The sequence below is a fragment of the Chitinophaga sp. Ak27 genome (genome assembly GCF_012726295.1).
GTDB lineage: Bacteria > Bacteroidota > Bacteroidia > Chitinophagales > Chitinophagaceae > Chitinophaga.
The window spans coordinates 699324-723838 of sequence record NZ_JABAOB010000002.1 but is presented as its reverse complement, the minus strand read 5'-3'; the positions used below and the strand labels follow the sequence as shown (position 1 = coordinate 723838).

Here is a 24515-nt window from a genome sequence, read left to right as displayed (position 1 = left end):
AGGGCGGGATAAAATGTATTTAAACGAAATACCCTGACACGGAGATCAGGGTATTGGTTAGTCGAATTATAAATCGTTCATGCCTGCAATGATGGGGATGCCCTTCGCAAGGAAAGGTCCTTCTTTAGATCATTATTCCCTCAAAGGCGCTAAACGGGCGTTAAAATATCCAGGCTGCTCCTGCTCGAGCATATATAATTTCCGGAAAACCACCGTATGCAAAAATAAAATGGTAGCCGGCGCAAAAGCCGGAAACCAAACAAACGGGAAGATGGTCATTTCCCGGAGGTTGCCATTGGCCCCAATCAAAACAGCCACTGTCAGGAGGTTGACGATATCCAGTATACCAAAAATATTCCAGGCATATACAGCAGCCTTCCGCCAGGGATGTTTATTGGCCACCATCCTGGCCACCGGCAAGGCTAAGATAGCCGTAATGAGATCCCCTAGGTCGGCCGAAAAAGCAAATTTCGGCGGCAGCAGGTGATACCCGTATAGCATAATAAAGAAGATACCAAGGACCCGGAATACATGAACTGCAATGAGCGATTCCAGGGTAATGGCGCGAAGCAATATTTTAAATAACCGGGTATTGCCAATAAAACCAAACAGGATGGCCATCAGCGGAAAACCTGCCCACACCATTACTTTAAGCGGTATGGCATCCACATCAAACACGCCCAGTAGGGCGAATACCGACACATAACTAAGATAGGCTACATAGAAGATAATAATACCGAGCTGGATATTTTTTGCTTTTCGCGGCGTCATACCGGCATTCAGCGCCGCCTGTTTCACCGGTTTGCTAATAAAGATAATGGAGTAGAGAAAACCTGCAATAAATAGTACTATGGCCCAAAGCGGCATGGCCGATACATAAGTTTCCATTTGACATCGTTTTAATGATAAGACAAAGGAAAATCAAATATCCCGGCTTCTACTTCGCAAATGTCAAGAAATCAGGCGGTCGTTATTTTTTGGCAAACTCCTTTCTTATCCGGCTCAATGAAGTATCCGCGATGCCTAGATAAGAGGCGATATATTTTAAAGGCACCTCCTGAAAGATTTCCGGGTTCGAGCTGATCAAATGGCTATAGCGCTGCTCCGCCGTTTCCTGTAGCATCGACAACATTCTTTCCTTTAACTGGCTGTACTGTTCCACGATGTTCAGCCGGCCGTACTCACGGAACTCAGGGATATTGTGGAAGTTGGCCTGCATATCTTCATAGGTCAGGTACCAGGTTTCACAGTCGGTGACTGCCTGGATATACTCCTTTGCAGGATTCCTTTTAAAGAAGGAAAGCAGGTCGGCCGCAAAAGTATGTTTCAAATAAAATGCGGTGGTCACCTCATTACCGTCAAGGTCGTACGTATAAGCCCTGAGTGTACCACTCTCTATAAAATGTGTTTCGCTGCATACCTTGCCTGCTTTTAGCAGATACTCGCTCCTGCCGATTTTCATCGGCTGGAACTTTTCCACCAACTGCTCGGCTTTGTCCCGGCTCATGGGTAAGATTTTCCGGACAAACTGCATTAAATTATCCTTATCCATTTTTGGGTGTGTGTTAGCTGTCGACCAGGATTCAATTGATAGATAAAAGATACTGAATTTACGGCAAGTAAGGCTGCACCAGATATCCCGCTATAATTTCAATTTCAACCCGCCGTTGACCACAAGTCCATCCAGCGGGGCGTAAATATCCCTGAACACCGGATGTGTTACAGTACCGGTATAGATAGTATCAAAACGGGTTTGCCGGGTATCGAGATAATTTTCAAAGTTCACGAACAGGGAAAATTTCTCCCAAAGTTTTTCTGCCATAAATCCACATATCCAGTAAGGTTTACCGGTGTTGCCATCGGTAAGCGACTGCTTGCTGTAGTAGTAGGCTTCCAGCCCTACTTTCCACTTTTCTTCCTTTTCATACATCAGTACATTATTCAGCCGGTGACGCGCCGTAAGCGGATTGTCGCGGATGATGCCATTATCATTCAACCGGGCATCGGTGAAAGTATAGCCGATAAACAGTTTAAAGTCGCCATACCCCAATTTGACATTCGTTTCCCAGCCTTTGCTATCAATAAATCCTTCCACATTCTCCAACCGATAGAGATTTCCGGGCGCTACCCTGAGCAATAGCGGGCGATTGATACGGGTATAAAAGAATAGCTGGTTAATACTGAAACTCACTTTATCATCAAACAGGGATGTCTTGTAGTTCAGGTCGAAATTGACGCCATAAGACCGCTCCAGCTTATTGACACCAGCATCAACAGGCAGTACGGATTTATACTGTATACGTTCCGTTTCTTCCGTAAATATAGTAGGCGTTTTATAACCCAGCCCCCCACCTATCCGGGAAGACCATTCCGGGGAGATCTTAAACAGGGCAGAAATACGGGGAAGCAACACCAGGCCGTAGTCGATTACATAATCGCCACGCAGGCCTGTTTCCACCTGCAGCCAATCGCTGGCCTTCCAGGTATTTTGCACAAAAGCGCCCAACGTACTTTGCTGGTAATTGCGCTGGGGCAGTGTATCCGTCGGCCGTTCTTTAAAATTATCGGTATATGCGTTAATGCCGGCTATCCAATCCATGTTCTCCTGTTGCCGATGATAGTTGGCTTCTGTGTAAGTAGACCATTGCTGTCCATCAAATGTATAACCCGGAATGGAGATGGTTCGTTTGAAGTTGCTGACGGAATTTTTAACGGTGATGCTACTGCCCTGTCTGAAATCATGATTGAATGAGAATTGAGTGGAGAAGCGGTCGCTTTTATTTTTCTCATAGTAACTGTGCGTACTATCGCCGCGGCCTTTAATATACAGGATATCGCCGCCGGTCCTGTCTTCCGTAACGTAGTTAACACCCAGGCTCATCTGTGTTTTCGGACTGAAATAGACAAACAGCTTCGGGTTGAATACATACCGTTCAAATTTTGGTATGGCAGTAAACCCGGTGCGGGATGGATCATAAGCTCTATTGCTATTGCGCGATGCTAAAACGGTCAAGCCCACTTTGCTGAACCGCTGGCCATAAAACCCGTTGAGGTCCAGTCCTCCAGCAGAGGTTCCATTGATAAGCAACCGCAGGTCCCGCTCTTCGGTGGGAACTTTTGATACCAGGTTCACCAGGCCCGCAATGGCGCCACCACCGTACAAAGTAGACGCAGCGCCCTTGATCACCTCCACTTGTTTCAGATCCAGCGGAGGTGTTTGCAGTAGTCCCAGGCCGCCGGAAAAGCCTGCATACAGGGGAAACCCATCTTTAAGGAGTTGTGTATACCGGCCATCGAGGCCCTGGATACGGATACTGGAATTAGCCGATGTGGCAGATACCTGTTGCGTTTGAATACCCGTGCTTTCGTTGAGCATCATACGTATATCGCCCGGCTTCATGTTCCCCTTCTCTTCCAGTTCCTCTCCGGCTATAAATTCAACGCGGGTAGGTATATCCCGGATACTCCGATTACTGCGGGTAGAGGAGATGACCACTTCCTCCATTTCTTCCCCGGCACGTTCCAGGTAAATGGTGATGGTATCGGAAGATAATGGGAAAGAAAAAGTATCGGTTCTCTCCTGGTATCCGATATAGCTGCAGGTAATCACCTGCCTGCCATTGGGAATACCCGTAATCGTAACAACCCCATTATGGTCTGCCTTAGCACCTTTGCCGGTACCTGCAAGCAGGGCGGTAGCTCCTGGCAGGGGCGCTTTGTTATCAGCTTCTTTTATAAAAGCGGTGAACTTATTTTGTGCCAGGCATACCTGGACCAGGCTTAATAATAATATCGTGCTGAGTGTCTTAAACATGGTGCTGTTGATGTAAACCAGTTATGGGTGTATAAGCAGCGCCGACGGCGCAGCATATCAGTGGGAGCAAATATAGGGATGATCTATTTGCCAGGCAATATCACGCAACAGTTCCGATTCAATCCTCATCAGATCAAATCGGAACTATTACAACAGCATTACTGATCCACTAATACCCTTGGTTCTGTTCCAGCACGGCGCCGGTATTTTGTGTTATTTCGGTAGATGGGATAGGCCACAGATTATGAAATGCTTCAATCGTGAGCCCCGACTTCGGATTGTACTTTTTATCCCGTTCATATAGTTTACCCAGGCGGGTAAGGGTTACTGCCCTGAACTCTTCCATATACAATTCCCGCAGGCGCTCATCCAGGATATAGTCCAGGTTCATTTCCGCTGCAGTGGCCGGCGTTGTTTGCGCCCTGCTGCGTATAACATTCACATCATCGGTTGCCTGTTGCACTGCCCCTTTTCCCAGATAGGCTTCTGCTCTTAACAGGTAGGTTTCTGCGACTCGTGCCACATACTTCTGCATAAATAGCCGGGAGGCGCCATTTAACAAAAATCCTCCAAATGGATTGGTAACGTTGGTAAGGATTGCTGGACCCGCTACCGAAACAAAGTCGCCTGCAGAGGGAGAAGTTTTCCGGATCACGGGGTAGAAATTACGAATGGTGTCGCGGAAATCGGCCGGTTTTACTTTGTCTTTATAACCATCTTTCACATACCATTTTCCATAATCGGGTGAATTGGCCGGTACGCCGGAGATCCGGATATCCCGGATGATGTTATAGGAAGAGTTGCGGATATCACCCGGCGTCCATATCTCATAAAAGAAATGAGACGTAGGGCGAATCCAGCCAATACCATTGGAAGAAACACTGTCTACAAACTTGGAATTGAACAGTATTGGAATTTTGGTATTGGTAGTTGATTCAACAATTCTTACGCCTGTTAAGCTAGGTACCACGGCCCATGCGGTTTGATCGCCTACGGAGGAAGAATTATTCAGGGTAGATTGTATCACCAGCAACCCTTCATGATTCCCGGTACTATAGTTCTGGTTGTTGTACTCAAACAAATCCCTGTAAACGTCTCCGGGTAAGTTGGCTCTTCTTCCAAACCGGTTGGTCATTAATGACAGTCCTGAAAAATTAATTACTTCGGAGGCGCTTGCAATAGCGCCGTCATAGTCTTTTAACGAAATCAGCACTTCTGCCAGCATGTGTTGGGCGATTTGTTTATTTATAGCTCCATCCGGTACCTTGTTGATGTCGGACAGTAACCCGATGGCCTGTTGCAGGTCTGTTTTACATTGCTGGTATACGGAGTCGCGGCTTGCGCGTACATAATCGTAACGAGGTGCAGCCAGCTGATTCAGCTCTATAGGCACGCCTCCATATAAATTGGCCAGCACCTTGTAGGCATAAGCCCTGAAGAATAATGCCTGACCAAGAAAGCTGCTTTTATCGGCATCGGCTAGTTGCGTGGATTTAGTCGCCTGGTTGATGATCAGGTTAGCATTGGTAATGATTTTATAGTATGCCGTCCAGATGGTTTGTGGAATAAAATAAGTGGGCACCATGGTAGCCTTATAGGCATTCAACTTTGCAGCAGGATCATAATCGGTACCGTTAAATGCGAAGTCGGTAGCATAGTACAATCCAAAATAGGAATCCAGGTTCATATTTCCCATATAGATATTCCTAAGTCCATTGTACAGGTTGTTGGTGGCCTGCTGAAACTGGGTAGCCGTCTGGAGTGAATTATCGGGAGTATAGATCGACAGCGGCTCTTCATCCAGGAAGTGCTTACTGCAGGAAGAGAACAGGGCGCTGAGGCAAAGCAGGTATATAATAGTTATTGGTTTCATCATTGAAAGTTTAGGATGGAAAACATCAAAATGTTACGTTAACACCGAGGGAATAATTTTTCATCACGGGATACCCGTTTTGATCAAGGCCTAAACCTCCGGGTATTCTTAATCCAAGCGATGACCGCTGACTGGCCGGTGGATTGGATTCCGGATCCCATCCATCCCATTTAGTGATGGTCAGCAGGTTCTGCGCATTCAAATAGATGCTAGCCGCTTTAACTACTTTTAACCGACTCAGTATACCTTTTGGCAGGCTATAGGTAAGCGTTACATCCTGTAGCCGGATAAAGCTCCTGGATAGATAAGGTCCGAAGTTTTCACCGAGTGTAGCCACATATGCGGCTATACTTCTGTACCGGGCATTGGGATTGTTGGGTGTCCAGTAGTCGTAAACAAACCCGTTGTTATTCCGGATATTGTCCGGATTTTGCAGCATGATGCCCGGCGCTCCCAGGTAACCGTTTTTGCCGCCCTGGATGGTGTTGATAAAGAGTTTTAACTGAAAGGATTTGTATTGAAAATTGTTGGAAATACCCAGGCTATAGGAAGGATCTAATCTGCCCAATATTTGTTTGTCTGCTGTGGTAATCTGCCCATCGCCATTCACGTCCTCTATTTTGTACTGACCTGCTTTGAAACCCTGGGCAGCGAGACTGGTAGGAATTACTTCGCCGAGCTGGTACATGCCGGTGATTTTATAGTCATATACGACGCCATAAGGTTGACCAATGAAGTAACTTAATATGGGGTCTCCACCGTTGATCAGGTTAGCTTTTGTGCCGTCGATATCGAGTACTTTGTTCCGGTTTCTGAAGAAGTTAGCCGTTACCTCCCATTTGAAGTTCTTTGTAGTTACCGGCACGCCTGTAATATTTAATTCCTGTCCCCTGTTCTGTATTTTCCCGATATTGATCAGGAAGCTGTTGAAGCCGGTGATGGTGGGCGTAGCCCTGGTATTCAACAGGTTTTCTGAGTTGGAGAAATACAGGTCCAACGAACCAAATAACCGGTTATTGAATAGTGTAAAATCTACCCCGGTATTAAAGGAATGGGTAGTTTCCCATTTCAGGTTGGTATTAGGTAGCTGGCTCAGGTAGGAACCGAGTTGCGCGCCACCGGAGGTGCCGTATAAATAGCCATTCGATAACCCTACGTTCATTTGGGAGAGTGTTTGATAACGGCCAACAGTTCTGTTACCGGTTGAACCGTATGATAGCCGTAGTTTCAAATCGTTCACAGCATCTACTGATTTAAGGAAGCTTTCTTCCTTTAAACGCCAGGCGAAGGCCAGCGATGGAAAAACGGCCCATTTGTTGGTGGCAGAGAAACCAGAAAATCCATCTCTTCTTACGGTACCGGTCAGGATATATTTTTTATCAAATGAATAGGAAAGCCGTGCCATCTGATAGAGTGCCTGTTCCTGCCAGGGTAGGATAGATCCGTCGTTGGATACTGTTAGCCTTGAAGGATCTCCCACATCCAGCCTGTTGTAATATAATACGCCATTAGTGATGCCGCCGGCTGATGTGCTGGTACCATCATGTTTGTTCTTTTCCGCACCATACAACAGGGTAAGATCTACGCCGTGTTTTCCGAAATCTCTTTTGTAGGTGAGAATATTATCTATCGTCAGAAAATAATCTGTCATGTATGTCTTATAGGCAGTGGCTTCCACATTGGGGGCATCATAGTTAAACCTATTGCTATAGATGTAATTGTTCCCGAAGTTAATGCGGTAATTCAGTCCTTTTACATAGGGAATATCCACGCTCACGAAAAAGTTCCCGATCATGTTCAGGTTCCGTTCCAGGTCTTTTGATCTCCGGAGTATTTCCAGTGCCGTAGGGGTAGTGGTTTGAGCGTAAAACTCCAGCATTTTGCCGGTCTTGGGGTCGAAGGGTAAGGTGTAAGGCTTCAGGAACATGATATCAGAGAAGTTAGGCGAAACGCCGCTGTAATCATTGATAGAAAGTCCTGTTTGGGCGCCTACGGTGAGCCAGTCTGCCGGTTTGGCTTCGAGGTTAATGCGTATGCTGTTTCTCCGGTAATTATCATTTTTGATGAGGTTCACCTGGTCGAAGTACCCGTAGCCCAGGTAAAATCGGATCTTTTTTGATCTTCCACTCAGTCCGATGTTGTGGTTCTGGATTCTGGGCCGGGGATTGGTCATTAAATCCCACCAGTTGGCCTCATAGCCGTTTTTATAGTTATCTGCTTCCACGCTGCCGAGTTTGGTGGTAGGATCCCAACTGGGATTCATTTTAGTCATGTCGTTGGGATCCCTGCTTTCTGAGAGGTACCAGTCGCCCAGCTTCTGAATATATTGGGCACCGGATGCCGGCCGCATATCTTTTTGGGTCATTTCCTGTATGGAATAAGAGCCGCTGTAATCTACGCTGATCTTGTCTACTCCGCCGGCGCCGCTTTTGGTGGTAATCAGCACTACCCCATTGGAAGCCTGGGAGCCATATACTGCGGCGGCGCTGGCATCTTTTAACAGGTCGATACTGGCAATATCAGATGGACTGATGGAGGTGATAGGTCCTCTGTATATCAATCCGTCTACCACAATAAGCGGGGATGTGGTGCCGGAGATAGAGTTCCTTCCCCGTACCATCAATACAGGATCGCTGCCGGCTTTTGTCACCTGCCCTACTGTGAGTCCCGGAACGGTGCCTCTCAAAGAAGACATTACATTCGCGTTGGGTGATTGTTTTTGTACCTGTAAATCTGCTTTGGCGATGGCGCCCGTAACATCCTGTCTTTTCCTGGTACCGTATCCAATTACTACTACGCTGCTTAGCTCACTGACTGTGGAGGACAGTGCAAAAGAGATATCAGGATTTTGGCCGGAGGCGATCTTATACCCGGTAAATGATTTGGTATCATAACCAATCATGCTCAATTTGAAAGTATAGTTGCCAACGGGTAAGTTGGTAAAGACAAATTTTCCCGCGCCGTCGGAGATCGCAACTTTCACGCGATTGCCGTTGGATACAGCTTCAATAGATGCACCGGGTAGTGGCGCTCCTCCGGGTTCCTTTACTGTACCGCTAACATTGCCGGTATTTTGCTGCCCATAGGATAGCGTAAGTGCAGAACAAATGGCGAGCATTGTCGCAATCGTAAATTTTACAATTCCTCCCATAAAACGTGTTTTATTAGTGATAGATGTTGGTTGTAAACAAGCGCATACGGATGATGCTTTCCTTGTTTTTTTATAGGTGCTAAAGTTTTTCTTAACGTGTGTTTGTATCAGGTTGATGTGGAAGCTTGCTACGCTTATTAATAATGCAATGGATTGCATTAATCTTAAAAGTGTTATTTTGATGCTATACTTCTTTTCATACGATTTGTTTTAAGATGAAAAAATGCGTGGTTATAGGTAATACGTATCCGCTCCCGGTTATGGCTAGTCTTCATAGATCCGGAAATTCCTGTTAGTATGTAAGGTTCGTTTCGTTACTACGTCGTCATATCATGCAAACGTTTGCATTTATATTCAAAAAAAACGTCCATACCCTCTCTCTATTTTTTATTAATAACGAAAATAGTGTCTGCGCACGCGCAGCAAATAAAAACATGATCATCTGGGAATATTTTCTACACATGGAATTATTTGGTTGATTAGAGCGTTCACCTATAGTTTTAAAAGGGCAATAGAAATTTAGATAAAAAATAGTATCGGTGGTGGTAAATTCCGGCTATCGGTAAAATAGTACTAGTAATTGATCGATAAGTATTTATTGCGGCCATTTTCTGATACTATTCCGAGGCTTCCGGATTTATACTAAAGCCCTGGGTTCATTTAAACCCAGGGCCTGCGTTGGGTTACAGACTTGCTACCGTTGGATATTGGAAGACGATGTAATGGTTACATCAGCAAATTGCCAGGCTTCGTCAAATGCCTCCTTCACCTGTTGTGCTTCGCCATTTTTTTTCTGGGAGACCAGCGAATGATACAGTCCTATTAATGTCCATCCATTCTTTTTCCAGCTTTGCAGGTCCTCACGGTATACCTGCTCTGCATCCCTGTATTTTCCCGCATCCAGCAGTACGGCCCCCAGGTAATGTCTGACAGAAAAGAACCAGTCGGGCGGTTCGTTATAATTCAGATTGTCCTCTATCGCCACTGCTGCACGGAGCAAAGCAATGGAGGTATCCGCCTGATGTTGTTTGGCCGTTACCTCAGCAGATAGTATTTTTACGGGTATCTGCACCAGGTCTGCCGTAGTATTAATATTCCAGATAGTGAGGTGTTGGAGAGACGTGTCGCGCGCCAGCATTTCCAGGCGGCTCAATTCCTGCCCTGCCTCCCTCATTTTGTTCTTTCCCAGAAATGCCATACCCCGCGCATAATGCCAGATGGTTTGCGGATACACCAGGTCCTCCCCGGGGGCAGGAATGGCAAGGATGGTATCCCACATCCCGAACTTTACAGCTACGTAATACGGTATTGTGTAGTAATGTTGCAGTGTACCCCATTCGGGCAAACGCATAATATCTGTTGCCGTATGTTCCTGCAGCTTTTTAGCCGCTTTCCATGCCAGCACCCTGTTGCCTTCCAGCGTAGCCGTAGCCGCCAGGAAATGGTAATTGTGCGGATAATAGCCAAGTGGATATGCCCCCTGTGCATGGCAAGCAACCGTGTACATGCTGTCGACTTCCACAGCATGTACATTGGACAGAGATCCGGCATGATAATCACCTGTATTAATGTAGATGTGCGAAGGCATATGTGTCAAATGTCCCGATCCGGGCACCAGGGTATCCAACAGCTGTGCGCTGGCCAATGCTTTTTCGGGAGTAGCCGATGCCTCCATCGCATGAATATAGAAATGATGCGCCCCCGGATGCAGGGGATTGGTTTTCATCAGGTGCTCCAGCACCGCCAGCAACTCCGGCGTCCAGGCGCGGGGTAGCTTCGTTCTCTTGTCATATAAATCCCAGGGGTGAAGATCCATCAACGCCTCGGCATACAAGGCCCCAATATCCGCATCGGCCGGATACTGGTCATATACTTTCTTCATCGCTGCGGCATAGGCAATATCCAGGGGCTTTCGATCGGCAGGCGCCGGCATTTGATACCGGGTCACCAACGCATTGATCAATGCCTTTTCTTTCGGCGTACAACGTCCCGTCAGCCCCCTGGCTTTAACTACCGCCTCATAAGCCCGCTGGAAATGATCTTCTTCCATACCCGCATTGTAATTAGGGCCTAATACATAGGCAAAGCCCCAATAGGCCATGGCACAAGTTGAATCAAGTCGCCTAGCCTCGTAAAAAGACCGCGCCGCTTCTGCATGGTTAAAGCCATATGCCAACATCATTCCCTGGTTGAAGTAATCCTGTGCAGCGGTACTGTTTGTAGTGATTCTGAAATCAATGCCTTTCAAGCCTTCCAGCCTGGGCGCTTTTTTGCCAGAAGCATACCAGGCCTTGTCTGTTGTCCTTGAGGTATAACAGGCGATATCAGGTACCTTTTTACCCGTTGCCGGCTTAGTGCCATTATTGCACGCAACGGCGCATGAAATGGAGATAATTGTTAGATAGTTAAGTTTCATCAGGCGCTTATTTGGTGATTAACTACTTGGTAAGCCCTGCATTACTTTTTTGAACAGAAAAGGTATCGTGTATTAGCCTGTACTAAAATACAAAAGAAATATTAAATTCTCATCGCCAGCTGCTGCACAGCTACAGGCGATGAGAATAGTGCGGTCCTTATTTGCTGGTTTTACTCCCGGTAAACGATAAATTTTTCGAAAAGAATTGCAGCATTTTTTCCTCAATCCGTTTTCCTACCCGGTTGATATGGTCGCCGTCATAAATTTCGAATGAATGCGCAATGCCATATTTGTTTAGTTCGCCATCCAGCTTTTCGATACTCTCCGCAATACCTTTATCCTTATCACCTGCATCGAAGGCCACTGCCTTTAATTTCCGGATATTGTAGATGTATTGATCCAGATTGTTTAATGGGCGATTAGCATCCCACTTATGTAATACTTCTGGCTGTAAGTTCCCATCTTTCATTGGAAGATCCACGTAAAACGGCGGATTTACCGGATTGGGCGACCATGCGGCCGCCGAGGCAAAGAGTGCCTTGGTGAAAAAATCAGCCTTTTTAAACTCATCAATAGTTTTAATGCTATCAGCACGAAGGAACTGTGAAGTCATCGCCGTTGCAGGCCCATCAGCAGAATTCAGGCAACAAGGACTCAGCAGGTAAACCGCTGAAAACACATCCGGGTTCTTTTCACTAATCCGGAACGCGCCATAACCGCCCATAGAATGACCGCAGATGCCCCTGCTTTCCTTTTCCGCAAGCGTGCGGTAATGACGGTCGATATAACTTACCAGTTCCCGGGCAACAAAGTCCTCCCAATTTCCTGTGGTAACAGAATTGGAATACATACTACCTTGAAAAAGCGTATAGGCGTCAGGGGTAACAACAATCATTTCATGAGCCGGATCTTTGGCAAATGCGCTATCCAGGATAACAGGCAGCGTCATCCAATGCTGCTGGAATCCAAATACCTTAGCGTCATTGTCCGTATAGCCATGCAGGAAGTAAACAACCGGATAGCTTTTCTTACTTTCGGATTGATAACTGGCAGGTAAATAAATGGATACATAACGGTCGGCACTGTCACCACTTAAATTTCCTTCCAGCAGTTTACTGTGAATTTTTATCCGTTGTACCGTACCGTGCGCGTTTTCTTTCTTTTGCGCAAAACCAGGTATGGTAGATAACAACACCAGGCAGAAGATAGCCAAATTAAGGATAGTCTTGTTTTTGATCATAATAGCTGCAATTACGGGATTTATTCCACTTGGGTAATATCCCAATTTAATAACCCTGAATATAAATATTAAACGTCATCTATACAATAATAACTACTACTTTTTCTATTCTTCTTCAAACTGAACCTGCACAAATTCTTCCTATTTTATACCTTCATGTTATATCTGCATATTTACTTTATGAGAGATTTACACCTTACCACGCTACTCAGTACCGCCGGCACCCTTCGTAATGCCATCAGCAAAAAGCTGCTTACTGGAGAGGCATTGGGCTTGGATGAGTATCCTTGCATCGGGCCTTTGGACGATGGTGAAAAAAGAATCCAATATTTGCGTGGACTCATTTTTGACAATGGTAACGCTAACCTTTACTCCTACCGCAACGATGCTTTTGAAGTCTGGCGTCAACTACAACGGCGTTTACAGGACCACCCGGTGGATCGTGTAGTAATCTGGGCCGGAGGTGATGGCAATGATTATGTATTTGTACGCATGGCTTGCTGGTGGTTAAAAGACATGATAAAGAGTTTTTAGAACACTGCCACCCAACACGATGGAGATCGGCCGTGCGGATTGTTGGGCAAACAATAGGACTTAGCAATCCTCGCAACCCAGTGAACGAAGTTTTTGCGAGTGGAAGGATTAAGGCGCTTGTAGAGGCGGGAAAATTAAAAGGAAGAGGAGATATTACTTCGATGAGGGCGTTTGAAGTAAAGCGCTCCGGCACCTGAGACAGAAACTACAGTCTCACCAATAACATCAACGGCTATACAACATCCCCCGACAGCACTGCAGACTGCTCTCCTTTCTCCGGTTTAATATAAAGAGGCCGCAGCCGATAGCCGCCTTTGACATGCGGGTATTATATAAAAGATCTAAGGACTCGAAAAAATAGATGTAGCAATGCGTATCAATACCTTGACAATTTAAAACATTATTTTTAATTTACCTGAAACTCAACAGTAACCATTATAATTTCTTTACCATGTCCAAAACCCTTTCAGAAGAACAGTTCTATGCAGGAATGCAACACTTGCCCAAACCCACGTACCCCTTTCCAGATTTCATGCACCCGGATTTTCAACAACAGCGGGAGGAATATTACAATTGGATTGACAAAGAATACACGTTTCACAGCCAGGGTGCCCGTGAAAAACATAAACAACATCATCTAACAGATATTGCTGCACGCGGATGCCCATTTTTAAAAACACTGGCAGAATTACGCCCACTCGCTAACTTTACCGCCAATGGCGCTATGATGGATGATTATTGGGATCATTGCTCCCGCAACGAAATGTATGAAATAGCGAATCGTATAACCGCTATTTTAACCGGAGCAGATACCGCTGAGCCTACTGACAATGGCATTTTCCACCTGTTTTGAGTCCTTCGGCAAGATGCCATTAAATGTGAAATGCCTCAGCGATTATATGATAAATATATTGCGTCTATACATAATTTACTCATTGGCTACGCTGAAGAAAAAGTATACTACAGGGCTAATACGCCGCCGCCACTTCCCGTTTACCTGATTATCAGGCAGGAAACAAGCGGGGGACTTCCATTCTGCAAATATGTGGCGATGCAAAAAAACTACCGGGAGTTGCCGGATGACGTACTTGAGCATCCTCACATTCTACGTATTCACAGCCTTTGCGCATGGATGATAGGTATGCATAATGACTTTATCTCCCTTCCTAAAGAACTGCATAGAGAGGGAGATACCATGAATCTCATTAAAGTAATACAACACGAACGAAAAATACCTGTCAGTGAAGCCTACATGGAGGCGCTAAAAACCCATGACAGCTACCTGGATGAATTCATGCTGTTACACCAGCACCTGCCTCCTTTCGGAAAACTCCAAAGCACTGTATACGACTACGTGCAGGACCTTGGTATTATGGTGGCTGGCGTATACGCATGGCATACACATGATGTATCGCGCTATGTGAATGGTGGATATGTAGAAGGAGAATATATTAGCCAGAAACATTAGCATTTCCATGTATTGAACCACGGATCAACCCTATCAATCCCTCATTTTCAATAATGGTCATTCGATAGCTAATTATTGTGTTGTTAAAATTTAATTTATCATTTAAATTTATAAAAGTATACAGGCGGGAAACAGGGCACTGCATATAGTAGTACAAATAATTCAAATCATGAATGCCTGCAAATAATATACATACCAGTACAGCTAAGCCCGGAAGAAAGGTAAGGCTTTCATACTGGGTATGGACTGTTATTTTCATTGTATTTGCCGTAATACTTATTACCCATTATCTTCCCGAGATAAAAAAAGAAGTATTACTGCTTGAAAAGGTGAAGGTATATTGGTTGGTGATAGCTGTATGCTTCCAGTTATTAACCTATTTATTTGCAGCTCTCGTTTATGGTATTTTGTTGAGGGCCTACAAATTACAGCACCAACCGTCGTTGTGGGAACTTATTAAAGCGGCAGTCATTGCCCTTTTCTTTAATCAAACCGTGCCTTCTGGCGGCATTAGCGGCAACGCTTATATTTTCAGATTTCTGCAAAAAAATAACCTATCGGCGGCGAACAGCGTCACCCTGATTGTCACAGAAATGGTTTGTTATTATGCTGCCATTGAGGTTTTGATCATCCCACTCCTACTCTTTTGTTTACTATTTTATAAGTCGCCCCATGTTATAAAGATTGTCCTTTTTGCAGGCATCGTCATCTTCCTATTTTTGAGCGCGCTTATATTGCTCGCTGGCAAGCAAAAAATTCTTGTACGCATTTACAAAAAAATAAAGAAAATAAAATTTATAGGCAAGAAGTTATCGCTTGATTTCTCACAAGGCAGGCAGTCGCAAACCCAATTCCTGAAAAAGGAACCCAGGAAAGTAGTTAACGCGGTAATATTTCAACTCCTTGTGCTGGCAGTGGATAGTTTAACGGTATGCTCACTATTCTGGGGTATGGGCGTTCAAATATCTCCCCTGGTTATTTTCCTGGCTTTTATGTGTACGAGGATCCTTTCCATCTTACCCATCTCGCCCGGGTCACTTGTCGTTTATGAAAGCGGCATGGTTTATTTCCTGGTGAGCCTGGGTGCGCCGGTAGGCACTTCTATTGTGGTGACGCTACTTTACAGGCTCCTTTCCTTTTGGTTACCGATGCCGGTGGGGTTGATATTGTATAGAAGGGAAATGCATAAAAGTAATTTGAATCAAAACAACTGATGTAATAGCGCCCCAAAAACCGGCAGGCTTTGCTAAATCCGGTATACCAGTTGTGGTATTGCGTTGGCAAACAGTGATGATTATGATACAGCCTTTCACTATCAATATCAGCCAGGACCTGTTAAATGACCTCCATCAACGCCTGGCAGCCACCCGCTGGATCGATGAGTTTGACAATGCCGGTTGGAAAGCGGGCACCAGCAAAGCTTACCTGCAGTCGCTTTGCGATTACTGGCAACACGGCTTCGATTGGGCACAGCAACAGCAATACCTGAATGGTTTTCATCAGTACACTACCACCATAGATAATAATACACTGCATTTTATCCTGGAACGCGGGCGAGGCGCCTCACCGTTGCCGCTTTTGCTGACTCATGGCTACCCCGATAGCTTTGTCCGTTTCCTGAAGCTAATTCCGCTGCTGACACAACCGGATGAAGACGGCTTTTCCTTTGATGTGGTTGTACCTTCCATGCCCGGCTATGGTTTTTCCAGCATACCCACCGCTCCGGGTATGGACCCGGGCAAGATTGCGGGAGTGTTTGCCCGCCTGATGAAAGAGGACCTGGGTTATGAAAAGTTTGCGGCGCATGGTGGCGACTGGGGCAGCACCATTACGGAGATGTTGGCTAGAAGTAACCCCGACACAGTACTCGCCATTCATTTAACCGACATACCTTTTATTCATCTCTTCGAAATCCCGGCAGGTGAATTATCCCCCGAAGAAAAGGCATACCTCGATAAGGGCAAACAATGGCAGCAGCAAGAGGGCGCTTATGCCATGATCCAAAGCACAAAACCACAAACGCTGGGATATGGCCTCAACGATTCGCCGGTAGGACTTGCGGCATGGATCATTGAAAAATTTTATCGCTGGAGCGATCACCAGGGCGATCTTGAAACCGTCTTCACCAGAGATGAATTACTTACTAACCTGACCATTTACTGGGCCACCGGCACCATTCATTCTGCCAACCGGCTTTATTACGAAAATGCCCAGTCGATGTTTGCAGCAAAAACAGCACAAAGAACGCCGCGGCTGCAAACCCCCACCGGCGTAGCCATCTTCCCAAAGGATCTGATACCCGCCCCGAGGGCTTACGCAGATCGTTTTTTCAACATCCGGCAATGGACAGCCTTTAACGAAGGCGGTCATTTTGCGGCGATGGAAAAACCGGAACTGCTGGCAGCAGATATACGGTCTTTCTTAAAAAAGGTAGCTTAACCTCGTACAAAACGGATTATCAGACTTTCTTTCCTTCTACAATACTTACTTCTGAAATCGAAAGATCGATTACTCTGGTTAACCTGAGACCGGACCGGAGAAAGATACTTTCAAATTCTGCAGCTGTTCTTTCACGTCCCCCTGTGAGTGCAAGCATATTCATATCCATCAGCTTGGAAGCATGCGGCGCATTGCCTTCCGGCACCACGCCATCGATCACTAGTATCTTGCTGTCTTTCTTCATAGCACGACTGCAATTGCTCAATATCCTTATTGCATCTTCATCGCTCCAGTCGTGGAGAATATATTTTATCACATATGCATCAGCGCCTGCCGGCACCTCCACGAAAAAATTACCGCCCGCGGTAGCGCAACGGTCTTTCACTTTCGGGTCTGCGGCTATCAGATGGGCTGTTTCTTTCACCACATAAGGTTCATCAAATACAATACCCCTTGCCTCCGGCGTTCTTTTCAGGATCGCCATCAGCAGCGCCCCATTGCCGCCTCCCACATCTGTAATAGTACTGAACGCAGAGAAGTCATACCGTTCGAGGATAGCGCCTTCGGAAAATTGCGTGAGATTAGTCATCGCTTTCATGAAATTAAGCCCTTCCGCCTGATGCGTTTTATAAAAATCCCACAGGTTGCCCCCATAATATTCATCAAATGCCGTTTTGCCGGTCCTGATGCTATCCACTAAATTGCCCCAGGGCAGGTAGAACTCTCCCAGTTCGGCCAGTACAAATTCCTTCATACCGCCTTTTATATCGCTGATAAGCGCGGTGGATGCAGCCGTATTATCAAAAATCTCCGGCGATATTTCTTCAAAAAGATCGTTGGCAGCCAGTAGCCTCAATAGCCGGTAAAGGGAAGGCGGATGCGTTGCGGTTGCCCCGGCAAGACTGGTGATACTTTGCGGGCCTGTAGCAAGTAAATCGGCGATATTCAGTTTAGCGGCAGCATATACGCAACATGAAACCCAGTGGTTAGTAATATGCTGAAGTATACGTGCTGATTGTTCATGTGTGGCAATGTCACCGGGCAATAATGTTACATTCATAATTGGTTAAATTGAGAGAGTGAATAATATAACCTATTCTGATATACAAGTCTGGTTTAATACGGTCATCATTTACCTGGAGGCAGGTATTACTCAGCCGGGCATACGCTGTGGTTCGCCTACTACCTGTTCAAACCTGGCCTGGAAAAAGCGCATATATTTTGGTTCAAATACCATTTCGAGCCCCGGTACGTCGTACCTTTTTTCAAAGACATTTATTGCCGTTTCCGCCACCACATCCAGGTGTGATAATGTGTACACTCTTCTTGGAATAGCAAGGCGCACAAGTTCCAGCGACGGATAGTGATGATCTCCCGTTTCCTTGTTACGTCCTGCCGATACGATACCCCGCTCTACCGAACGGACGCCCCCTTCCTCATAAAGTGCTACGGTCAATGCCTGCGCGGGAAATTTAACCTGCGGGATATGCGGAAGAAAGGCGGCTGCATTGATATATACCCCGTGTGTACCGACCGGGTTTACGATAGGAATACCGGCCTCCCTAAGCTGTGCTCCCAGGTAATGCACCTGGTGTACACGGGATGAAATATGAGCTTCATCTACAGATTCTGCTATGCCAATGGCCATGGCTTCCATATCGCGCCCTGCCATACCACCATAGGTATGCATGCCTTCATATACAACTACCAGGTTCTTGGCTTCTTCATACAATCCCTGGTCGTTGATGGCCATCATACCACCTATATTTACCAAAGCATCTTTCTTGCCGCTCATCACGGCCCCGTCGGTAAGCGAACAGATTTCCTTCGTAATGGCTGCCACGGTTTTATCTGCATAACCAGGCTCCAGTTGCTGTATCATATAGGCATTTTCCGCTACGCGGGCCATATCATGTATGATCCGGATATTATGTTGCTCCGTCAGCTTCCTCACCTGTTTCATATTCTCCAGCGATATGGGCTGTCCCCCGGCCATATTAACGGTAGTGGCTAAACTGAGATAAGCAATGTTCGCGGCGCCTACTTTATTAATCAGATTTTCCAGCTTTTGAAGGTCTACATTTCCCTTGAACGGGAAGGTGGAATCCGGATCATGTGCTTCATCTATAATCACATCCTCAAACACCCCGCCTGCCAACTCCTGGTGAAGCCTGGTTGACGTGAAGTACATGTTCCCCGGCACATACATACCAGGCTTGATCAATAAACGCGCAATCAAATGCTCGGCTCCTCTTCCCTGGTGGGTGGGCACCATATACTTGTATCCATAATACTGATGCACGGCTGCTTCCAGATGGTAGAAATTCCGGCTTCCTGAATAAGATTCATCGCCCATCATAAGGCCGGCCCACTGCCGGTCGCTCATGGCGCCGGTACCACTATCAGTCAGCAAATCGATGTAAACATCTTCCGCCTTTACCTGGAAAGTATTATATCCTGCCAGTTTAACCAGCCTTTCCCGTTCGCGCCGGGAAATATTTCTCAACGGTTCTACCATTTTAATTTTGTAGGGCTCTGCATAGGTAGTTCTTTTCATACTAAAAATGTTTAAGGTGATACATTGTGGATGTTATACTGTAAACTGTTTTTTTATAATTGTCATTATTTCTTCCGGATAATCCCTCCAGAAGTGATGTTTACCATTGAAGGGCACTATCGACACGCGATGGTTGGTTTCCCGCTGCCAGGCGGCCATTTCATCTGCTGTCACCCTATCTTCCGTCCCGGTGAATACGGTAACCGGAATATCAAATGGCGCCTGCTCCCGGTAATGATATTGTTTAAATAAAACCAGGTCTTGCCGTATAAGGGGTTCATATATGATCCTAAATACTTCATTGTCCAGCATATCGGTAGGGATTCCCATTACCTCCTCCAAGCTACTTTCCCACTCCTTACCCTGCAGCATTCTTCTGCGGGAAGCAGTCATCACCACAGCTGGTGCTGCACACCCGGATACGAACAAATGGAGCGGCATAGAAAGCTCCTTTTCCTCTAGTTTTCTTGCAAACAGGTAGCTAAGAAGCGCTCCCATACTATGCCCGAAGACCGCGAAAGGCGAGTGCAACTTTCCTTCCAGCTGCCGGAAACAATCATCGACCATCTCATCAATACTGCCGGATATCGGTTCCCGATAACGTTCGCCTCTTCCTGGCAATTCAAGGGGTACTACTTTCAGATGGTTATCAGCAAAGGCTTCCAGGGGAGCATAAGCCTTTCCATCGGCACCTGCGTAAGGAAAGCAAAACAATGTGATCATGCGTGAGCTTTTTTACTAACTGAAACCTCTTTTACAAAGTCCCGCAAGACAGGATGATTGAAAACTGTCCGGATATCAAAGTCGGGACACTCCTGCTTCATCAGGGAATTAAGAGAGATGACATGAATAGAAGAAGCACCCAACCTGAAGAAATGGCTGTCCATACTAACGGATGGGATATGGAGGACCTGCTGCCAAATGCTTTGAATACGCCGTTCTTCCTCATTAAGCGGCGGTAAATAGATATTATCTTCCTCCAGTAGCGGTATCAATTTAGACTTGTCTATTTTTCCGCTACTGTTTATCGGTATACTATCAATAATTATAATCCTTGCAGGAATCATATAATCCGGTAGCTGTGACCGGAGATATGCCCTGATGGCATATTCCTCCAATCTTCTCCCGCTCATTGGTTCTACAAAGGCAGCCAGTAAGCGTTCTTCCGGCAGATCAACCATTATCACCGCACTCCGGGCTATGGGCTCGTGCTGTTCCAGCATTATCCTGATTTCTTCCGGCTCCACCCTGATCCCGTCAATTTTGATGAGATCATCGTTCCGGCCTATAAATTCCATGTTTCCGTCTGGCAGCCACCGTGCCAGGTCTCCACTATCGTACATTTGCTCGCCGGGACGAATCCAGTGGGGAAGAAATTTTTCTTTTGAAAGCAATGGTTGATTAAGATAACCGGGCGACAAACCAATACCACTAATGAAAAGTCTCCCGGTTACGCCCACAGGCATCGGGCGCAACGCCTTATCCAGTACAAACACCTGGCTGCCGGAAACGGGTTTTCCTATGGGCAGCCTTTTCAATCCTGCATCAGCAGGTGAGGCGCGGTAAATAGTTGTACAAACGGAATTCTCTGTGGGTCCGTAGGCATTGTAGTATTCAAGAAACCGGCTGTAATGGGAAGCGGCTTTCGGATCTGCCGGCTCTCCGGCTGTGATCAACACCCGGAGAAAGCGAAGATCCTCCGGCTGAAGGATACGCAGGTAAGCCGGCGGCAATGTTGCTACTGTTACCTGTTGCTTTTGCATAGTAGTCAGCAGCAGACCCGTATGCTTTACTACCTTTTCATCTATTATCACAAGGATTGCACCTGCTAACAAAGCCATCAGGTATTCTGAGATGGAAGCGTCGAAAGATACGGCAGCAAAAGCTATCACACGGTCAATATCCCGGATGCCAAACTTAGCGATTTGATCTGCGGCCATATTTGCTACCCCGTGATGCTTTACCATTACTCCTTTTGGCCGGCCGGTTGTCCCCGAAGTATAGATGATATAAGCCAGATCTGTCGGCTCAATTTCCATATCCGGATTATGATCAGGTAAATGCTCTTCCAGCGGCGTGAAAGCTGTTTCCAGGCAGATAATCCGCTCAGCAGGAAATGGTTGTTCCCGGGTGGCGGATTCAACAAGCAGCAGTTTCATGCCAGCATCGTTGAACACAAATGCCCTCCTGCTTTCAGGCGCCTCTGTATACACAGGTACATATACCGCTCCCGCTTTCATGATAGCCAGCATGGCAATCAGTTGCCAGGGTGACCGCTCCAGACACATACCAACATACTCTCCCCGCCTGAGCTCATAAACGTTCTGCAGTAAATGCGACAAGCGGTTCGCCTTCCTGTTAAGCTCCCCATAGGTGAGTGTACTGTCGTTGTGTATAACTGCAATGAGGTCGCTGAATCTGAGCACTGCTTCTTCAAACTGCCTGTGAATTGTCGTTGCTGGCACACTGATGCCGCTGCCGGTATTGAAACTCCGAAGTTTCTCCTCCTCTTCACTGTTTAATATCGTGATATCTGCCAGCGGCGCAGCCGGTATACTAAAGTATGACAGGAAGCAGACCAGATGCGCCACGAAGCGCTTTATAAACCAGCGTGGGAAGCGGGCCTCCTGCCATGTTGCATGAAGGGTGATATCCGTTTGATTGTTGACAACATGCAACACGAGGTCGTAAGATCCGGGTGGAGGCTGATACGACAAGGGGCTGTGGAAGCCTTCCAGGCTCAGAAATATGTTACTCTGAAGATATGCAGGCTTTCTTCCACGTACCAGTGACAACGGAAAATTCTGATACCGGTATGCTGTTTGGATGGCCAGGCGGCAATCTTCCAGATACTCCGTCAATGTACGACGCTCGTTGACCCGTACTCTTACAGGTACCCTATTTTCGTATATTGTTGATTCAAAGCTATGCTGCAAGGGAGTATGCAGTATTATCTCTTCCTGTTCTGTGTACCTGTGCAATAAAAATGAAATGGCAGCCACAAACTGTGTCAGCAGGGCGCTGCTCTTGCCGGGAACTAATTTTAGCATAACCGCAGCTATTTCTCCTGGTAATACAAAAGACTCCCGGCCAGTCTCTTCTCTTAACTCCTCTTTACCAGGTGACAGCTCAAAAGAAAAATTCAACGCCGATCCTTCCTTTACACGCCAATAGTCAAAATACGATGCATAGCTGGTATGAGTGAATCGTAAGGGGTTTATTACTTCCATGATCGCGTTTATTTGAATGAATAGTTAAAGTCATCAACATGCGCAGCTATTGACTTGTGGCGATTTATAAATAAGGACTTCAGTTGAGTATAGGTTTCGCTTATATCCGCCGGGGGCGTATCGGGTGAGAAAAGGTGTTTCGTGTTCCAGGAGGAAATGTCTAGCGTAATGGCCCAGGCATTGAGCCAGGGTTTCCGGGACACAAGGTCTGTCATCTCCGGATATACATCTTCCAAAGCTATCCAAAAAAGACACTGAACAAAAATTTCTATATCCACCAGGTTCTGCTCATTTGCTGCTTTCAGCTGTTCTGTGGATTTTCCCTTCTTTACATTTCTGTCATATATTTTTCTGAGGAAAGGAATAGATAGATAGTCGATGAAACTGAATGTATAATTGTTAGGAGTAAGTTGTTTCCATTCATTGAAGAAGTCTTCTACATTATAGGCCATACTAAAGAAACGAAGTGTTACTTCTTTCATGTCTGTGGTTGCTTCCCGGGTGAGATAGATACTATTAAACATTCTCGGGCATATAAAAGACCATCCTGCGGCAACATCCCAGATAAAGCTTAAAGCGATTACAATATCCAGGTGAAAGTAAGTATAGGAAGACTGAATGGACCTGGTCAGCCATTTGTTCATATTGATAATAAAGTCGTTGTATTCCGCCACCCTGGGCTTCCAGTCCTCCTCCCCGTTAATATCATCAGTAATCATCCTGGTAATCATGCTGTTTTCAAAAGCAATGAAGTTGGAGCCTGGGGAATAATATGGATCTGTAAAGAGTCCTGCCTCTCCGGTACATGCCCAGCGATCGGTGGAAAACACCTGCTTGCTTCCGTAACTATAATTCTTCATCTTCAAAAAATCTACGATCTCGAACTGTTGCATGTGCGTATACAATACAGGTTCATGTATATTGAGCCATTTCATAGATTTTTCATAGGTATTATAAGTATCAAACGGGTGTATGGCCTCTGTCGTTACAATCCCGACGCTTGTATGCCCGGATGCCAGCGGTATCAGCCAAACCCAATAGCCTTTATTCATCAGGTGTGTGGTGGAATAAAATCTCGACCTGTTCGCAACGCGCATAAAATAGTCGTCATATGTGTGCTCCCGCGGCACCAGGTCATCCACATCCAGCCGGCCTTTTACGCGCCACCATGTGGCATTGCATGCTGTTTCGGGCGCCTCCTGCAGTCCCAGCGAACGTTGTATAAGGCACCTCCTTCCGCTTGCATCAACTACCCATCGGCCTTGCGCTTCATACATAGTTTTACCATCATCTTCCTGATAAGTGATCGTATGTAGTCCCCCTGAATCAGACAACGCTACTGATTTAACGGACGCACCACTTATAATGGTAACATTTGCAAGGAGGTTCATAAAATAAAGATCGCTTTCAAAAACGCCCCTGTCTATCTGGAAAGAATCATAGGGCGCATACGAGGAAAGGCCGATCTCTGGTCTACTGGCAGGAAGCCCCGTACTGTCCCCGATAAAATATCTGAAACCAAATTTCTTGTAATGGTTATTCTTAAAATAATCTTGCAGCTGCAATACTTCGCTAAAATAAAAAGCGGAGATTTCAACAGTAGATTCCCCTACTTTAAAGTCATTCCATGCCAGTGGCATTTCAGATTTAATAATCATAAGAATAGACAGCATGGGGTTATTTAACTTTAGCTGCCTGGCAAGCGTTTGTCCGGCGAGGCCTCCTCCACAAATGACTACGTCATAATTTCCTCCTGGGGTTACGGGGTGTTGTGTTGGCATAAACAATAGGGT

18 protein-coding genes are annotated in these 24515 nt (G+C 46.1%); 6 read left to right on the top strand and 12 right to left on the bottom strand.

What is annotated here, in order from left to right:
- Window positions 1–132 precede the first annotated feature (132 nt).
- The 7 genes from HGH90_RS10700 to HGH90_RS10670 form a co-directional block, all read right to left on the bottom strand.
- Window positions 133–888 (bottom strand): hypothetical protein, encoded by a 756-nt coding sequence (locus HGH90_RS10700; protein ID WP_169191057.1) that lies wholly within the window; start codon window positions 886–888, stop codon window positions 133–135.
- Window positions 889–970: 82 nt separating this feature from the next.
- Window positions 971–1552, bottom strand: a complete 582-nt coding sequence (locus tag HGH90_RS10695) for a Crp/Fnr family transcriptional regulator (RefSeq protein WP_168767425.1) — start codon at window positions 1550–1552, stop codon at window positions 971–973.
- Between the two features lie 90 nt (window positions 1553–1642).
- Window positions 1643–3814, bottom strand: a complete 2172-nt coding sequence (locus HGH90_RS10690; RefSeq protein WP_169191056.1) for a TonB-dependent receptor domain-containing protein — start codon at window positions 3812–3814, stop codon at window positions 1643–1645.
- Between the two features lie 169 nt (window positions 3815–3983).
- A complete protein-coding gene (locus tag HGH90_RS10685) occupies window positions 3984–5690 on the bottom strand; it encodes a RagB/SusD family nutrient uptake outer membrane protein (RefSeq protein WP_211093140.1) in 1707 nt (568 codons plus the stop codon).
- A gap of 22 nt (window positions 5691–5712) precedes the next feature.
- Window positions 5713–8838 carry a SusC/RagA family TonB-linked outer membrane protein gene (locus HGH90_RS10680; RefSeq protein WP_169191055.1) on the bottom strand — a complete coding sequence of 1042 codons (3126 nt, stop codon included), beginning with the start codon at window positions 8836–8838 and terminating at the stop codon, window positions 5713–5715.
- Between the two features lie 694 nt (window positions 8839–9532).
- Window positions 9533–11254 carry a hypothetical protein gene (locus HGH90_RS10675; RefSeq protein WP_211172617.1) on the bottom strand — a complete coding sequence of 574 codons (1722 nt, stop codon included), beginning with the start codon at window positions 11252–11254 and terminating at the stop codon, window positions 9533–9535.
- A 157-nt stretch (window positions 11255–11411) separates the two neighbouring features.
- Entirely contained in the window at window positions 11412–12494 is a 1083-nt protein-coding gene (locus HGH90_RS10670) for an alpha/beta hydrolase (protein WP_168767428.1), read from the bottom strand.
- Between the two features lie 180 nt (window positions 12495–12674).
- Here HGH90_RS10670 and HGH90_RS10665 point away from each other — a divergent pair, with 180 nt between their 5' ends.
- The 6 genes from HGH90_RS10665 to HGH90_RS10645 all read left to right on the top strand — a co-directional run bounded on the left by HGH90_RS10665 (window position 12675) and on the right by HGH90_RS10645 (window position 16935).
- Window positions 12675–13028: a DUF1835 domain-containing protein gene (locus HGH90_RS10665; protein ID WP_169191054.1), complete on the top strand. Its 354-nt coding sequence runs from the start codon at window positions 12675–12677 to the stop codon at window positions 13026–13028.
- Entirely contained in the window at window positions 12998–13225 is a 228-nt protein-coding gene (locus tag HGH90_RS32245; protein WP_410493681.1) for a DUF3658 domain-containing protein, read from the top strand. Before HGH90_RS10665 ends, HGH90_RS32245 begins: the two co-directional genes overlap by 31 nt.
- A 254-nt stretch (window positions 13226–13479) precedes the next feature.
- Window positions 13480–13881, top strand: a complete 402-nt coding sequence (locus HGH90_RS31640; RefSeq protein WP_211172616.1) for a hypothetical protein — start codon at window positions 13480–13482, stop codon at window positions 13879–13881.
- A 30-nt stretch (window positions 13882–13911) separates the two neighbouring features.
- Window positions 13912–14496: a terpene synthase family protein gene (locus HGH90_RS31635; protein ID WP_211172615.1), complete on the top strand. Its 585-nt coding sequence runs from the start codon at window positions 13912–13914 to the stop codon at window positions 14494–14496.
- 173 nt (window positions 14497–14669) lie between these two features.
- Complete coding sequence (locus tag HGH90_RS10650) at window positions 14670–15710, top strand: YbhN family protein (protein WP_168767432.1); 1041 nt, start codon at window positions 14670–14672, stop codon at window positions 15708–15710.
- A gap of 82 nt (window positions 15711–15792) precedes the next feature.
- A complete protein-coding gene (locus tag HGH90_RS10645) occupies window positions 15793–16935 on the top strand; it encodes an epoxide hydrolase family protein (RefSeq protein WP_211172614.1) in 1143 nt (380 codons plus the stop codon).
- A 19-nt stretch (window positions 16936–16954) separates the two neighbouring features.
- Here HGH90_RS10645 and HGH90_RS10640 read toward each other — a convergent pair whose 3' ends face one another.
- The 5 genes from HGH90_RS10640 to HGH90_RS10620 all read right to left on the bottom strand — a co-directional run bounded on the left by HGH90_RS10640 (window position 16955) and on the right by HGH90_RS10620 (window position 24503).
- On the bottom strand, window positions 16955–17995 hold the full coding sequence (locus tag HGH90_RS10640) for a methyltransferase (protein WP_169191053.1): 1041 nt from the start codon (window positions 17993–17995) through the stop codon (window positions 16955–16957).
- Between the two features lie 93 nt (window positions 17996–18088).
- Window positions 18089–19492 (bottom strand): tyrosine phenol-lyase, encoded by a 1404-nt coding sequence (locus HGH90_RS10635; protein ID WP_169191052.1) that lies wholly within the window; start codon window positions 19490–19492, stop codon window positions 18089–18091.
- Window positions 19493–19525: 33 nt separating this feature from the next.
- Window positions 19526–20215, bottom strand: a complete 690-nt coding sequence (locus HGH90_RS10630; protein WP_169191051.1) for a thioesterase II family protein — start codon at window positions 20213–20215, stop codon at window positions 19526–19528.
- Window positions 20212–22722 (bottom strand): non-ribosomal peptide synthetase, encoded by a 2511-nt coding sequence (locus HGH90_RS10625; protein WP_169191050.1) that lies wholly within the window; start codon window positions 22720–22722, stop codon window positions 20212–20214. The genes HGH90_RS10630 and HGH90_RS10625 overlap by 4 nt, the downstream gene beginning before the upstream one ends.
- Before the next feature lie 8 nt (window positions 22723–22730).
- Window positions 22731–24503, bottom strand: a complete 1773-nt coding sequence (locus tag HGH90_RS10620; protein WP_169191049.1) for an NAD(P)/FAD-dependent oxidoreductase — start codon at window positions 24501–24503, stop codon at window positions 22731–22733.
- Between the last annotated feature and the right edge of the window lie 12 nt (window positions 24504–24515).

Bases quoted from the DNA above. Each gene is read 5' to 3' on its own strand.
- HGH90_RS10700 (WP_169191057.1), bottom strand. From the start codon at position 888: ATGGAAACTTATGTATCGGCCATGCCGCTTTGGGCCATAGTACTATTT.
- HGH90_RS10695 (WP_168767425.1), bottom strand. From the start codon at position 1,552: ATGGATAAGGATAATTTAATGCAGTTTGTCCGGAAAATCTTACCCATG.
- HGH90_RS10690 (WP_169191056.1), bottom strand. From the start codon at position 3,814: ATGTTTAAGACACTCAGCACGATATTATTATTAAGCCTGGTCCAGGTA.
- HGH90_RS10685 (WP_211093140.1), bottom strand. From the start codon at position 5,690: ATGATGAAACCAATAACTATTATATACCTGCTTTGCCTCAGCGCCCTG.
- HGH90_RS10680 (WP_169191055.1), bottom strand. From the start codon at position 8,838: ATGGGAGGAATTGTAAAATTTACGATTGCGACAATGCTCGCCATTTGT.
- HGH90_RS10675 (WP_211172617.1), bottom strand. From the start codon at position 11,254: ATGAAACTTAACTATCTAACAATTATCTCCATTTCATGCGCCGTTGCG.
- HGH90_RS10670 (WP_168767428.1), bottom strand. From the start codon at position 12,494: ATGATCAAAAACAAGACTATCCTTAATTTGGCTATCTTCTGCCTGGTG.
- HGH90_RS10665 (WP_169191054.1), top strand. From the start codon at position 12,675: ATGAGAGATTTACACCTTACCACGCTACTCAGTACCGCCGGCACCCTT.
- HGH90_RS31640 (WP_211172616.1), top strand. From the start codon at position 13,480: ATGTCCAAAACCCTTTCAGAAGAACAGTTCTATGCAGGAATGCAACAC.
- HGH90_RS31635 (WP_211172615.1), top strand. From the start codon at position 13,912: ATGCCTCAGCGATTATATGATAAATATATTGCGTCTATACATAATTTA.
- HGH90_RS10650 (WP_168767432.1), top strand. From the start codon at position 14,670: ATGCCTGCAAATAATATACATACCAGTACAGCTAAGCCCGGAAGAAAG.
- HGH90_RS10645 (WP_211172614.1), top strand. From the start codon at position 15,793: ATGATACAGCCTTTCACTATCAATATCAGCCAGGACCTGTTAAATGAC.
- HGH90_RS10640 (WP_169191053.1), bottom strand. From the start codon at position 17,995: ATGAATGTAACATTATTGCCCGGTGACATTGCCACACATGAACAATCA.
- HGH90_RS10635 (WP_169191052.1), bottom strand. From the start codon at position 19,492: ATGAAAAGAACTACCTATGCAGAGCCCTACAAAATTAAAATGGTAGAA.
- HGH90_RS10630 (WP_169191051.1), bottom strand. From the start codon at position 20,215: ATGATCACATTGTTTTGCTTTCCTTACGCAGGTGCCGATGGAAAGGCT.
- HGH90_RS10625 (WP_169191050.1), bottom strand. From the start codon at position 22,722: ATGGAAGTAATAAACCCCTTACGATTCACTCATACCAGCTATGCATCG.
- HGH90_RS10620 (WP_169191049.1), bottom strand. From the start codon at position 24,503: ATGCCAACACAACACCCCGTAACCCCAGGAGGAAATTATGACGTAGTC.